The sequence below is a fragment of the Streptomyces sp. CB02980 genome, assembly GCF_014451325.2.
In the GTDB taxonomy this organism is placed as follows: domain Bacteria; phylum Actinomycetota; class Actinomycetes; order Streptomycetales; family Streptomycetaceae; genus Streptomyces.
Genome location: NZ_JACSCH020000016.1, coordinates 96,867 through 109,821 on the forward strand (window position 1 = coordinate 96,867; position 12,955 = coordinate 109,821).

Consider the following 12,955-nt stretch of genomic DNA (forward strand, 5'->3'; position numbering starts at 1 on the left):
TCCAGACCACCGCGTTCCACGAGACGTCGCCGTCCCCCCTTTTCACTGTCCTCTGGCGGCGCCTTGCCTTACTGGAGGAAGTTGATGAGTACGGCCACCGCCCAGGCCGCCGCTCCCGCGAAGAAGCGCGGATCCGGCCTGTTCCAGGGCCTGCAGAAGGTCGGTCGCAGCCTGCAGCTGCCGATCGCCGTGCTGCCGGCCGCGGGTATCTTGCTCCGTCTCGGCCAGCCCGACGTCTTCGGAAAGGACGGACTCGGCTGGGACCAGGTCGCCTCCGTCTTCGCCACTGCCGGCGGCGCGGTCTTCGACAACCTGCCCCTGCTCTTCTGTATCGGTGTCGCCATCGGCTTCGCCAAGAAGGCGGACGGCTCCACCGCTCTGGCCGCGCTCGTCGGCTTCCTGGTCTACAGCAACGTGCTGAAGGCCTTCCCCATCACCGACGCCGTCGTCAACACGACCGCCAACAAGGGTGTCGACGTCGCCGCGACGTTCAACAACCCGGGCGTCCTCGGCGGCATCCTGATGGGTCTGCTCTCCGCGGTCCTGTGGCAGAAGTTCCACCGCACCAAGCTGGTCGACTGGCTCGGCTTCTTCAACGGCCGCCGTCTCGTCCCGATCATCATGGCCTTCGTCGGCACCGCCGTCGGTGTCGTCTTCGGTCTGGTCTGGGAGCCCATCGGTGAGGGCATCTCCAGCTTCGGCGAGTGGATGACCGGCCTCGGCGCCGGTGGCGCCGGCCTCTTCGGCCTCATCAACCGCGCGCTGATCCCCGTCGGCATGCACCAGTTCGTGAACACCGTCTCCTGGTTCCAGATCGGTGACTTCACCAACGCCGCCGGCGAGGTCGTCCACGGTGACCTCAACCGCTTCTTCGCCGGTGACCCGAGCGCCGGAATCTTCATGTCGGGCTTCTTCCCGATCATGATGTTCGGCCTCCCGGCCGCCGCCATCGCCATCGCCCACGCCGCTCGCCCCGAGCGCCGCAAGGCCGTGATGGGCATGATGGTCTCCCTCGCGCTGACCTCCTTCGTCACCGGCATCACGGAGCCGATCGAGTTCACCTTCATGTTCATCGCGCCGGTCCTGTACGCGATCCACGCCGTCCTGACCGCCGTGTCCATGGCCGTCACCTGGGCCTTCGGTGTCCACGCGGGCTTCACCTTCTCGGCCGGCGGTATCGACTACCTGCTGAACTGGAACCTCGCGACCAAGCCGTGGCTGATCATCCCGATCGGTCTCGTCTTCGCGGCGATCTACTACGTGGTCTTCCGCTTCGCGATCACCAAGTTCAACCTCCCGACGCCGGGCCGCGAGTCCGACGAGGAGCTCGAGGACCTCACCAAGGCGTGAGCCTCACCCCGCAGCACGGAAGGGCCCCGGAACCGTACGGTTCCGGGGCCCTTCCCGTTGTCGCGCTTCCCGTCACCGCCCGCCCGTCGCCGGGGGACGGCCTCAGATCTCGTAGACCGCGCCCGGTCTCGCCAGCTCCGACGGGCCCGAGTACACCCGACGGGCGTCCGCCAGGTTCTGCTCGCCGTCCGTCCACGGCGGGATGTGGGTCAGGACGAGCCGGCCCACCGACGAGCGGGTCGCCTCGGCGCCCGCCTCGCGGCCGTTGAGGTGGAGGGCCGGGATGTCCTCCTTGCCGTGGGTGAAGGAGGCCTCGCAGAGGAAGAGGTCGGTGCCCTCGGCGAGCTTGTGCAGCGACTCGCAGACCCCGGTGTCCCCGGAGTACGTCAGCGAGCGGCCGTCGTGCTCGACCCGGATGCCGTACGCCTCGACCGGATGGCACACCTTCTCCGTACGGACGGAGAACGGGCCGATCTCGAAGGCGCCCGACTTCAGGGTGCGGAAGTCGAAGACCTCGCTCATCGAGGTGGGCGAAGGGGTGTCCGCGTACGCCGTGGTCAGGCGCTGCTCGGCGCCCTCCGGGGCGTAGACGGGGATCGCGTCGCAGCGTCCGCCCTCGTGCCGGTAGTAGCGGGCGACGAAGTATCCGCACATGTCGATGCAGTGGTCCGCGTGCAGATGGCTGAGGAAGATCGCGTCGAGGTCGTACAGACCGATGTGTCGCTGCAGCTCGCCCAGGGCGCCGTTGCCCATGTCGAGGAGCAGCCGGAAGCCGTCGGCCTCGACGAGGTAGCTCGAACAGGCCGAATCCGCGGACGGGAACGACCCGGAGCAACCGACGACAGTGAGCTTCATGGAGCGTGAACCTCCGTGGACGGATACGGAAAGCGCGCTGAGGAAGGGGGAGGCTGTGCGGTCTGTCGAGCGTAAGGCGCTCCAGGGCCTGTCGCTCCTTTGCGGTGGCCCGTTGTGGGCGAACTCACGGGCTCTGTCACCGGTTCGGATGGATGGCGGGCCGCGTCGGCGGAGTGAGGCGCGCGCCGGTACCGTCTTGAGGTATGGACACGTCGTGGTGGCCCGCGCTGGTCGCGGTCGTGGTGATCGCACTGGTGGTGGCGCTCGCCGACGGGTGGCGGCGGTCGTCGCGCCGCCCCTCGGGACGTTCGTCGGGACGTCCGTCGGGAGGCCCGTCGGGACGGACCCGGCCGTCGACCCGGCCGCCCGGTCGGCCCACCGGGCCGCGGAAGGCTCCGTCGCGGTCGCCGCGGGCCGCGGAGATCTGGTGGGCGGACGTGCCCTTCGAGGACGGGCCCGGGTCGAAGGACCGGCCCTGTCTCGTGCTGTCGGTACGGGGGGACAGCGCGCTCGTCGCCAAGATCACCAGCAAGTACCACGACGAGCGGCCGGGGGTGATCGCGCTGCCGCCGGGTGCGGTGGGGGATGCGCAGGGGCGGCCGAGCTTCTTGGAGACGGATGAGCTTCGGGAGGTGCCGGTTTCGGAATTCCGGCGGAAAGCGGGGATGGCGGACCCGGTCCTTTGGGACCAGGTCCGCCATCTGGCGCGTTAGCGCTTCGCGGGCCCTTCGGGGTGCGGGTTCAGGCATGAGGAGCCTGGGCGCGGGGGGCTTACGCCCAGAGTTGGCCCTGGACTGCTGCGATGGCTTCCTCTGTCGTCTTGGCCGTGTAGAGGCCGGTCGAGAGGTACTTCCAGCCGCCGTCGGCGACGACGAAGGCGATGTCCGCGCTCTCGCCCGCCTTCACCGCCTTGTTGCCGACGCCGATGGCCGCGTGCAGGGCCGCGCCCGTGGAGACGCCCGCGAAGATGCCCTCCTGCTGAAGGAGTTCGCGGGTGCGGGTGACCGCGTCGGCGGAGCCGACGGAGAAGCGGGTGGTGAGGACGGAGGCGTCGTACAGCTCCGGCACGAAGCCCTCGTCGAGGTTCCGGAGGCCGTAGACGAGGTCGTCGTAGCGCGGCTCGGCGGCGACGATCTTGACGTCGGGCTTCTGCTCGCGCAGGTAGCGGCCGACGCCCATGAGGGTGCCGGTGGTGCCGAGGCCCGCCACGAAGTGGGTGATGGAGGGCAGGTCGGCGAGGATCTCGGGGCCGGTGGTGGCGTAGTGGGCGCCCGCGTTGTGCGGGTTGCCGTACTGGTAGAGCATCACCCAGGTCGGGTTCTCCGCCGCGATCTCCTTGGCGACGCGTACCGCCGTGTTCGATCCGCCCGCCGCGGGGGACGAGACGATCTCGGCGCCCCACATGGAGAGCAGCTGGCGGCGCTCTTCGCTGGTGTTCTCGGGCATGACGCAGACGATGCGGTAGCCCTTGAGCTTGGCCGCCATGGCCAGGGAGATGCCGGTGTTGCCGCTGGTCGGCTCCAGGATGGTGCAGCCGGGGGTGAGGCGGCCGTCCTTCTCCGCCTGCTCGATCATGTGGAGCGCGGGGCGGTCCTTGACCGAGCCGGTCGGGTTGCGGTCCTCCAGCTTCGCCCAGATGCGGACGTCGTCCGAGGGCGAGAGCCGGGGGAGGCGGACGAGCGGCGTGTTGCCGACCGCCGCCAGCGAGGAGTCGTAGCGCATGTGGATCAGACCATGCCACCGGCGACGGCCGGCAGGATCGTGACGCTGTCGCCGTCGGTGAGCTTGGTGTCGATGCCGTCGAGGAAGCGGACGTCCTCGTCGTTGAGGTAGACGTTGACGAAGCGGCGGAGCTTGCCGTCGTCGACGATGCGGGCCTCGATCCCGGTGTGGCGGGACTCCAGGTCGGCGAAGAGCTCGGCGAGGGTGCCGCCGCTGCCCTCGACGGCCTTCTGGCCGTCGGTGTAGGTGCGGAGGATGGTCGGGATGCGGACCTCGATGGCCATGGCGTGGGCTCCTGTCGGAAGTGGCGTGATGGGCGCGCTGCTGGGGCCCCCGCGCGGAGGGGGGTCGTACGTAAGTGCGCTCGGCCGGTCGCTCAGAGCGCAGCGCGGGACGAACAGATCGCGCTGGCGAGGCGGCACAGGTCGACGTGCAGGCGCGCGACGAGCAGGACTGTGCCCGGAGTCTCTTCGCTCACGTCGTGGGAAACCATGGGCTCATCGTATCGATTCCCGGTCCGGGTTTCGGAATGTGATCTCACATGGTGGATGATTCCTGCCCGACTGCCGGACGGTGCTGGAAGAGGACGGTGGGGCTCCCCGTCCTCGGATGCGGGATGACCTCGGCATCCACCCCGTAGACGGCCTCCAGGAGGGCGGGGGTGAGGACCTCGGCGGGTGTACCGCCGGTGACGAGCCTTCCGCGCTCCAGGACGTAGATCCGGTCGCAGTACGCCCCCGCCAGGTTGAGGTCGTGCAGTGCGAGCAGGTTGGTGGTGCCCAGGGTACGGACGAGGGCGAGCACGTCGAGCTGGTGGCGGATGTCCAGGTGGTTGGTGGGTTCGTCGAGGACGAGGAGGGCCGGGTCCTGGACGAGGGCGCGGGCGACCAGGGCGCGTTGGCGTTCGCCGCCGGAGAGGGTGGGGTACGGACGGTCGGCGAGGTCCGCGAGGCCGACGCGGGCGAGGGCGTCCTGGGCGCGCTCCCGGTCGGCGCCGGTGTCGCCCTCCCAGAACCGTTTGTGCGGGGAGCGGCCGAGGGCGACGAGTTCGCCGACGGTGAGTTCGAACTCGAGGGCGCTGTCCTGGGGGACGGTGGCGACGCGGCGGGCGCGGGCCTTGGGGCCGAGGGCGTGGAGGTCGTCGCCGTCGAGGAGGGCGCGGCCCGCCGTGGGGGTGAGGGTGCCGTAGACGCAGCGCAGGAGGGTGGTCTTGCCGCTGCCGTTGGGTCCGATGAGGCCGACGGTCTCGCCCGGGCGGACGGTCAGGTCGACGGAGCGGAGCCGGTTCTCGTACGAGAGGCCGTGCAGGGTCAGTTCGGTCACAGCGGTGCTCCTTCCGGGCGGCGGCGCATCAGCCAGAGGAAGAACGGGCCGCCGGTGAGGGCGGTGAGGACGCCGACGGGGATGTCCTGGGGTGCGGCGACGGTCCGGGCGCCGAGGTCGGCGAGGACCAGGGCGAGCGCTCCGCCGAGCGCGGCGACCGGGAGGAGCCGGCGGTGCGGGGCGCCGACGGCCAGCCGGGCGGCGTGCGGGGCCATCAGGCCGACGAAGCCGACGGCTCCGCTGGCGGCGACCATGACGGCGGTGACGAGGGAGGCGAGGACGAAGACGGCGGCGCGGAAGCGGGCGGTGTCCAGGCCGAGGACGGTGGCGCCCTCCTCGCCGACGAGGAGCAGGTCGAGCGGGCGGGCGAGGGTGAGGAGGGCGCCGACGCCGACGGCGAGGACGGCGGCGGGCAGGGCCAGGGTGTCCCAGCGGGCGCTGCCGAGGCCGCCGAGGGACCAGTACATGGCCTCCTGGAACTGCTCGGGGCGTCCGGCGACGACCAGGAGCAGGGTGGCGAGCGCGGACAGGATGTAGGAGACGGCTACTCCGGCGAGGACGAGCCGGGTGCTGGTCAGGGTGGAGCCGCGGCGTGCGAGCCCGTAGACGAGGACGAGGGCGAGCAGGGCGCCCGCGAAGGCGCCGGCGGGCAGGGCGAGCGTGGTGGTCACGCCTCCCACGAGGCCCACTCCCCCGCCGGCGACCAGGACGAGGACGGCTCCGGCGGAGGCGCCGGAGGAGATCCCGAGGAGGAAGGGGTCGGCGAGCCGGTTGCGGACGAGGGCCTGGAGGACGGCGCCGACGACGGCGAGCCCGGCGCCGACGACCGCGCCGAGCAGGACCCGGGGCAGCCGTACGTCGAGGACGATCGTGCGGTACGGGGAGGGGTCGGCGGCACGTCCGGTGAGGACGTCGAGGACTTGGCCGGGCGGGATGCGGACGGAGCCGAGGGCGAGCGAGGCGGTCGCGGCGGCGGCCAGGGCGAGGAGGAGCGCGGCGACGACGACCGCGTACCGCAGCGTCCCGCCACCCGCCCGCAGGGGCGGACCCGATCGCCCGGCACCGGGCCGCGCGGACCGGGCGGACGGCCCGGACCGCACGGCCCCCGCGGCGCGGGTGCCCGGCTTCATCGGGCCGGGTGGAGCTGGGCCGCCAGCTTGTCGACGGCCGCGGGGACGCGGACGCCGAGGACGGTGTCGGAGAGCGGCATCACGGAGAACCGGCGGTTCTTGATCGCGGGGACGTCCTTGAGGGCCGGGTCGTCGAGGAGCCGCTTCTTCTTCTGTTCGACGGTGGTGGAGCCGTAGTCGTAGATGACGACGACCTCGGGCTTGCGGGCGACGACCTGTTCCCAGGTGGCGTCGCCGAAGGCCTTGTCGAGGTCGGCGAAGACGTTCCGGCCGCCGGCGCGGGTGATGAGCTCGTTGCCGATGCCCTTGCCGCCGGCGGTGAAGGCGGTCTTGTCGCCGCTGTCGTAGACGAAGACGGAGACGGGCGCGGTGCCCTTGAGGCGCTTCTCGGTGGCGGCGACGGTGGTCCGCGCCTCCCGGACCCACTTCTCGGCCCGGTCGGGGACGCCGAACGTCCGGCCGATCTCGTCGACTTCGCGGTAGAGGTCGTCGACGGAGGGCGAACCGGACGGGCAGTACTCGGTGTTGAGCCGGGTGTCGATGCCCGCGCGCTTCAGGTCGTCGCGGCTCCGGCCGTCCTTGCTCGTGAAGGCGGAGGAGTAGCCGCCGTACACGAAGTCGGGGGCGGCGGCGAGCAGGGCCTCCTTGGAGGGGTACTCCTTCGCGAGGACGGGGACGGAGTCGTACGCCTTCTTGTAGGCGGGGAGGATCGCGTCGTCGAGGTAGGCGGTGCCGACGAGGGACTTCTCCAGGCCGAGGGCGAGCATGACCTCGGTGACGTGCTGGTTCATGGTGACGGCGCGCTTCGGCGGGGCCTTGAAGGTGTTCTTCACACCGCAGTTGGAGACGGTGTACGGGAATCCCGGGGCGGCCTTGGCCGCGGGGGTCTCCGTCGCGGGGGCCGAGCAGGCGGCGAGCAGCGGGAGCAGAGCGGCGGCGGACAGCAGGGGTGCCAGGGGCAGCCGGGCGCGGCGGGGCCGGGACATGACGGAACGTGCCTCCTCCGGGGATTTCCACGTCCCCGATCGGTGGTGGGAAGGCGGCAGGTCAGTTCCTGGCTTCCGTCTCCCTCGGGAGGCGGTCACAGTGGCGGGACCGTGCCGGATTCACACCGGCTTCCTGGCTCCTGCCGCCCGTAGGTCCCGGTCAGTGTCTCAGGCGTCGTACTCCTCGACGACCTTGACCTCTTCCTCGGTCACGACGCCCTCGACGATGGCGAAGGAGCGGAACTGGAAGGGGCCGGCGCCGTCGCTGTCCGCGGTGGAGACGAGGACGTAGTGGGCCTGCGGCTCGTTGGCGTACGAGATGTCCGTGCGGGACGGGTAGGCCTCGGTCGCGGTGTGCGAGTGGTAGACGATGACGGGCTCCTCGTCCCGGTCGTCCATCTCGCGGTAGAGCTTGAGCAGGTCCGCGGAGTCGAACTCGTAGAACGTGGGCGAGCGGGCGGCGTTGAGCATCGGGATGAACCGCTCGGGGCGGCCGGTGCCGACCGGGCCCGCGACCACGCCGCAGGCCTCGTCGGGGTGGTCCGCGCGGGAGTGTTCCACGATCTGGTCGTACAGGGCCCGGGTGATGGTCAGCATGCCGACAGGATAAGCCGACGGGCCGTTCCGTACCGGGGAGTGGTACGAAACGGCCCGCATGCCGAGACGATCGAGGTCAGAGCCGTTTGGGGACGGTCCGGGGCGATCGCCCGTGGGGTCCGGTCAGGACCGCTTGGCGAAGGCGGCGCCCTCGGGGTTGCGGGCCTTCAGGACCAGGTAGGAGACGCCGAGGATGAGACCCCAGACCGGGGCGGCGTACAGCGAGACCCGGGCGCCCTCGTCGATGCCCATCATCACGATGACCATGCCGATGAAGAGGAGCGCGAACCAGCTGGTGTACGGGGCTCCCGGGGCCTTGAAGGTGGACTCGGGGAGCTCGCCGCGGTTGGCCTTGGCCCGGTAGCGGATCTGGCAGACCAGGATCATGATCCAGGCCCACATGCCGGAGATGGTGGCGAAGGAGACGACGTACTCGAAGGCCTTGCCCGGGGCGACGTAGTTGATCCAGACGCCGACCAGCATCAGCGAGGCCGAGAAGGTCAGGCCGAGCAGCGGGGTGCCGCTCTTGGTGAGCTTCGTGAAGGCCTTCGGGCCCTGGCCGTTGAGCGCGAGGTCGCGCAGCATGCGGCCGGTGGAGTACATGCCCGAGTTGCAGGAGGACAGGGCGGCGGTCAGCACCACGAAGTTGACGACGGCGGCGCCGACGCCGAGGCCCATCTTCTCGAAGGCGGCGACGAACGGCGAGACGCCCGGCTGGAACTCGGTCCACGGGACGACCGACAGGATCATGATCAGCGCGCCGACGTAGAAGACGGCGATGCGCCACGGCACGGTGTTGATGGCCTTGGGCAGGACGGTCTTCGGGTCCTTGGACTCGCCGGCGGTGACGCCGACCAGCTCGACCGCGAGGAAGGCGAACATGACGATCTGCAGGGTCATCAGCGTGTTGCCGATGCCGGTGGGGAAGAAGCCGCCCTGGTCCCACAGGTGGGTCACGGAGGCGGTGTCGCCGGCGTCGGAGAAGCCGATGGTGAGGATGCCGGCGCAGATCAGGATCATGCCGATGATGGCGGTGACCTTGACCATGGAGAACCAGAACTCCAGCTCACCGAAGAGCTTCACGGAGATCAGGTTGGCGCCGTAGAGGACGAACGTGAAGACCAGCGCGGAGATCCACTGCGGGATATCCCACCAGTACGTCATATAGGTGGCCGCGGCGGTGACTTCGGTGATGCCGGTGACGACCCAGAAGAGCCAGTACGTCCAGCCGGTCACGAAGCCCCAGAACGGGCCGACGAACTCCCGTGCGTACTCCGCGAAGGAGCCGGACACGGGGCGGTACATGAGGAGCTCGCCGAGGGCGCGCATGATGAAGAAGATGACCAGGCCCGCGATGGCGTACGCGAGGATCAGACTGGGCCCCGCCTTGGCGATGGCCTTGCCGGCGCCGAGGAAGAGGCCGGTGCCGATGGCACCGCCGATCGCGATCATCTGGATCTGCCGGGCGCCGAGGCCACGCTGGTAGCCCTCGCCGCCGTCCACGGCCCCGTCGGTGCCGTCGTGCTGCTTGTCGACCTGCACAGAGGTCATGGTGATGCGCCTTTCTCCATGCTGATCCGCGCGACTGCGAGTGCGTCTGCCGCGGATCAGATCCTGATCCCCCCGGATGTGGATGGAGTGCTACCGGCGGTCAGCCGGTCAAAGCGCCCTCGGGGACAGGGGTGGCGTCCCCGAGCGGTCGTGAAGATTTATCACGGGCTGACGCGTGATCGAGGGAGTTGCGTGTGGCGCACGCCACAGAGATCGGCGGGCGAAAGGGGCCCAAGACGCCAAAGCGGACGCTCTGATAACGCATTCGTTATCCGGATTTGAGCGTCCGCTGAGCGAACATCCCGTCACGGAGGGGTGTCCGGAGGGGGGTTGCCGTCAGGACATCAAGGTCTCGACGAGGGACTCCTGGAGCGCCCCCAGCCAGAGGTACGCCATCACCATCGGCTTGCGCGGGTCGGAGTCCGGCAGCCGGTACAGCTGCTCGCCCTCCTCGTCGGTGACCTCCAGGCGGGTGCCGATGGTCAGCCGGAGGTCGTTGAGCGCGCCGAGCCAGGCACGGGACTCGTCCGGGGTCAGCTTCAGGACGGCGCCGCCCTCGCCCGCCGCGTCGGCGGAGAGCGCGTCGAGGGCGCGGACGACGAGGAGGGCGTCCTCGCGCTTGCGGGCCCGCAGGTCGTTCTCGGTGAAGCGGCGGAAGTCGGAGGCGGCCGCCCGCAGCTCCTCGCTGTCGTCCCCGTACGCGTCGGGGAAGAGGCGCTTGAGGGCCGGGTCGGACGGCGGCTTGCTGGGGCCCTCGGCGAAGAGCGCGGCCAGCGGGTCGGCGTCCTTGGCGGGCTCGTCGCCCGGCCCGATCAGCTCCATGAGCTGGACGGCGAGGGAGCGGAGGATGGAGATCTCGACGTCGTCGAGGGCGACGGCCGCGCCGCCGCCGGGCAGGGTCTCGAAGTGGCCGGCCATCAGCCGCGGTCCTGGGTGAGGGTCGCCCAGAGGCCGTAGCCGTGCATCGCCTGCACGTCGCGCTCCATCTCCTCGCGGGTGCCGCTGGAGACCACCGCGCGGCCCTTGTAGTGCACGTCGAGCATCAGCTTGTGCGCCTTGTCCTTGGAATAGCCGAAGTACGCCTGGAAGACGTAGGTCACGTAGCTCATCAGGTTGACCGGATCGTTGTGCACGAGGGTCACCCAGGGCACGTCGGGTTCGACGACCGCGGAGACCTCCTCGGCCGATTCCGTACGTTCGATCTCAATAGGCGCGACGCTCACTCACCCCATGCTGCCACCCCGGAGGGCCCGTCGCACAAACGGGTCACCCGCCCGTCACCCGCTCGCCCCACTATTCGTCACTCTGACGATTTCTGCGCTAGCATCGCTGACATGAACGCTGCGGACCTTGGGCTGCCGGTGGACGTGCCGTCGACCGCGCTCTTCACCGATCAGTACGAGCTGACCATGCTCCAGGCAGCCCTCCGGGGCGGCACCGCCGACCGACGCTCGGTCTTCGAGGTCTTCACCCGGCGACTGCCCGAGGGCCGGCGCTACGGCGTCCTCGCGGGCGTCGGCCGGGTCCTCGACGCCGTCGAGAACTTCCGTTTCGACCCCGCCGTCCTGGGCTTCCTGCGCGAGCACGGCATCGTCGACGAGCCGACCCTGGAATGGCTCGCCCGCTACCGCTTCACCGGCGACATCTGGGGCTACCCCGAGGGCGAGGTGTACTTCCCCGGCTCGCCCGTCCTGCGCGTCGAGGGCTCCTTCGCCGAGTGCGTGCTCCTGGAGACGGTGATCCTCTCCATCCTCAACCACGACTCGGCCATCGCCGCCGCCGCCTCCCGCATGTCGGCCGCGGCCGGCGGGCGCCGGCTGATCGAGATGGGCGCCCGGCGCACCCACGAGCTGGCGGCCGTCGCCGCCTCCCGCGCCGCGTACGTCGGCGGCTTCGACTCCACCTCGGACCTCGCGGCCGGCTTCCGCTACGGCATCCCGACCGTCGGCACCTCCGCCCACGCCTTCACGCTCCTCCACGACAGCGAGCGGGACGCCTTCCGCGCCCAGGTCGAGACCCTCGGCCGCGGTACGACCCTGCTCGTCGACACCTACGACGTGACCGAGGCCGTGCGTACCGCCGTCGAGGTGGCGGGGCCCGAGCTCGGGGCCGTCCGGATCGACTCCGGCGACCTGCTGCTCGTCGCCCACCGGGTCCGGCAGCAGCTCGACGAGCTGGGTGCGCGGGACACGAAGATCGTCGTCACCTCTGACCTCGACGAGTACGCCATCGCCTCCCTCGCGGCGGCCCCGGTCGACGCGTACGGGGTGGGCACCCAGCTGGTCACCGGCAGCGGCCACCCGACCTGCTCCATGGTCTACAAGCTGGTCGCCCGCGCCTCCTCGGCCGACCTCAAGGCCCCCCTCACCCCGGTCGCCAAGAAGTCCCTCGGCGGCAAGGCCTCGGTCGGCGGGCGCAAGTGGGCGGCGCGCCGGCCCGACGCGTACGGCGTGGCCGAGGCGGAGGTCGTGGGCACCGGCCCGGTGCCGCCGGAGCTCGCCGACCACCAGCTCCTGGTCGAGCTGGTCAAGGGCGGCGACGTGGTGGCCCGGGAGCCCCTGGAGGCCGCGCGGTCCCGGCACATCGCGGCCCGCGCCGGGCTGCCGATGTCGGCGATCCAGCTCTCCCGGGGCGAGCCGGTGCTGCCGACGGAGTACCTCTAGAGGTACCTCCAGTGCCCCACGGAGACCGGACCCGCCCCCTCCCGGTGGGCGGGCCGAGTCTCTAGGCTCGGTCCCACCCCTCCCCGACGCGCTAAGGACACCCGCCATGCACCGCGCATTGATCGTTGTGGACGTTCAGAACGACTTCTGCGAGGGCGGCAGCCTCGCGGTGACCGGCGGCGCGGACGTCGCCGCCGCCATCACCGACCTGGTCGGCCAGACGGCGGGCAGCGCGTACCGGCATGTGGTCGCCACCCGCGACCACCATGTCGACCCGGGCGCGCACTTCGCGCCGGCCGGTGAGGAGCCGGACTACGTCACCTCCTGGCCGGTGCACTGCGTGGCCGGTACGGAGGGGGTCGGCTTCCACCCGAACTTCGCGCCGGCCGTCGCCAGCGGGGCGATCGACGCCGTCTTCGACAAGGGCGCGTACGACGCGGCGTACAGCGGCTTCGAGGGGCACGACGAGAACGGGCGGACGCTCACGGAGTGGCTCCGCGAGCGGGACGTCACCGAGGTCGACGTGGTGGGCATCGCCACCGACCACTGCGTGCGGGCGACGGCGCTGGACGCGGCCCGTGAGGGCTTCCGCACCCATGTGCTGCTCGACCTGACGGCCGGCGTCGCGAAGGAGACGACGGACCGGGCCCTGGAGGAGCTGCGGACGGCGGGCGTGGAGCTGACCGGCAAGCCCGTGGTGGCCTGAGCGGTCCCGCGGGGGCCCGGACGGCAGTCGCGCGGGGCCCTGCGGGCGTCTCCGCGGGGGACGGGCAGGGCC

15 protein-coding genes and 1 riboswitch are annotated in these 12,955 nt (G+C 70.9%); of the genes, 4 read left to right on the plus strand and 11 right to left on the minus strand.

Annotated elements, in window-relative coordinates:
- Nucleotides 1-84 precede the first annotated feature (84 nt).
- Nucleotides 85-1,350 (plus strand): PTS transporter subunit EIIC, encoded by a 1,266-nt coding sequence (locus tag E0F75_RS29215; protein WP_229313950.1) that lies wholly within the window; start codon nt 85-87, stop codon nt 1,348-1,350.
- Nucleotides 1,351-1,452: 102 nt separating this feature from the next.
- On the opposite strand, the gene E0F75_RS29220 is transcribed toward E0F75_RS29215, so the two are convergent.
- Nucleotides 1,453-2,205, minus strand: coding sequence for an MBL fold metallo-hydrolase (locus E0F75_RS29220; RefSeq protein ID WP_229313951.1), 753 nt, complete (start codon nt 2,203-2,205; stop codon nt 1,453-1,455).
- A gap of 203 nt (nt 2,206-2,408) precedes the next feature.
- Between E0F75_RS29220 and E0F75_RS29225 the strand changes: the two genes are divergently transcribed.
- Nucleotides 2,409-2,918, plus strand: coding sequence for a type II toxin-antitoxin system PemK/MazF family toxin (locus tag E0F75_RS29225; RefSeq protein ID WP_229313952.1), 510 nt, complete (start codon nt 2,409-2,411; stop codon nt 2,916-2,918).
- Nucleotides 2,919-2,976: 58 nt separating this feature from the next.
- Here the strand turns inward: E0F75_RS29225 and E0F75_RS29230 are convergent, their stop codons facing one another.
- The 10 genes from E0F75_RS29230 to clpS form a co-directional block, all read right to left on the minus strand.
- On the minus strand, nt 2,977-3,927 hold the full coding sequence (locus tag E0F75_RS29230; protein WP_229313953.1) for a PLP-dependent cysteine synthase family protein: 951 nt from the start codon (nt 3,925-3,927) through the stop codon (nt 2,977-2,979).
- Nucleotides 3,928-3,932: 5 nt separating this feature from the next.
- Nucleotides 3,933-4,211, minus strand: a complete 279-nt coding sequence (locus E0F75_RS29235) for a MoaD/ThiS family protein (protein ID WP_229313954.1) — start codon at nt 4,209-4,211, stop codon at nt 3,933-3,935.
- 92 nt (nt 4,212-4,303) lie between these two features.
- Nucleotides 4,304-4,420, minus strand: a complete 117-nt coding sequence (locus E0F75_RS40770) for a putative leader peptide (protein WP_315986240.1) — start codon at nt 4,418-4,420, stop codon at nt 4,304-4,306.
- A gap of 44 nt (nt 4,421-4,464) precedes the next feature.
- Nucleotides 4,465-5,250 carry an ABC transporter ATP-binding protein gene (locus E0F75_RS29240; RefSeq protein WP_229313955.1) on the minus strand — a complete coding sequence of 262 codons (786 nt, stop codon included), beginning with the start codon at nt 5,248-5,250 and terminating at the stop codon, nt 4,465-4,467.
- Entirely contained in the window at nt 5,247-6,380 is a 1,134-nt protein-coding gene (locus E0F75_RS29245) for an iron ABC transporter permease (RefSeq protein ID WP_229313956.1), read from the minus strand. The genes E0F75_RS29240 and E0F75_RS29245 overlap by 4 nt, the downstream gene beginning before the upstream one ends.
- Nucleotides 6,377-7,366, minus strand: a complete 990-nt coding sequence (locus E0F75_RS29250) for an ABC transporter substrate-binding protein (protein WP_229313957.1) — start codon at nt 7,364-7,366, stop codon at nt 6,377-6,379. Before E0F75_RS29250 ends, E0F75_RS29245 begins: the two co-directional genes overlap by 4 nt.
- A gap of 41 nt (nt 7,367-7,407) precedes the next feature.
- Nucleotides 7,408-7,541, minus strand: a riboswitch (cobalamin riboswitch).
- The gene (locus tag E0F75_RS29255; RefSeq protein WP_229313958.1) at nt 7,535-7,963 is read right to left on the minus strand and encodes a Mov34/MPN/PAD-1 family protein; all 429 of its coding nucleotides are present in this window, start codon (nt 7,961-7,963) and stop codon (nt 7,535-7,537) included. Its footprint overlaps the riboswitch before it by 7 nt.
- Nucleotides 7,964-8,086: 123 nt before the next feature.
- The gene (locus E0F75_RS29260; RefSeq protein WP_229313959.1) at nt 8,087-9,514 is read right to left on the minus strand and encodes an amino acid permease; all 1,428 of its coding nucleotides are present in this window, start codon (nt 9,512-9,514) and stop codon (nt 8,087-8,089) included.
- A 336-nt stretch (nt 9,515-9,850) separates the two neighbouring features.
- Nucleotides 9,851-10,432 (minus strand): DUF2017 domain-containing protein, encoded by a 582-nt coding sequence (locus E0F75_RS29265; RefSeq protein WP_229313960.1) that lies wholly within the window; start codon nt 10,430-10,432, stop codon nt 9,851-9,853.
- Nucleotides 10,432-10,737 (minus strand): ATP-dependent Clp protease adapter ClpS, encoded by a 306-nt coding sequence (gene clpS, locus E0F75_RS29270; protein ID WP_229313961.1) that lies wholly within the window; start codon nt 10,735-10,737, stop codon nt 10,432-10,434. The genes E0F75_RS29265 and clpS overlap by 1 nt, the downstream gene beginning before the upstream one ends.
- A gap of 111 nt (nt 10,738-10,848) precedes the next feature.
- On the opposite strand from clpS, the gene E0F75_RS29275 reads away from it, so the two are divergent.
- Both E0F75_RS29275 and E0F75_RS29280 read left to right on the plus strand, forming a co-directional pair.
- Nucleotides 10,849-12,177, plus strand: coding sequence for a nicotinate phosphoribosyltransferase (locus tag E0F75_RS29275; RefSeq protein ID WP_229313962.1), 1,329 nt, complete (start codon nt 10,849-10,851; stop codon nt 12,175-12,177).
- Between the two features lie 106 nt (nt 12,178-12,283).
- Nucleotides 12,284-12,883: a nicotinamidase gene (locus E0F75_RS29280; protein ID WP_229313963.1), complete on the plus strand. Its 600-nt coding sequence runs from the start codon at nt 12,284-12,286 to the stop codon at nt 12,881-12,883.
- Nucleotides 12,884-12,955 lie beyond the last annotated feature (72 nt).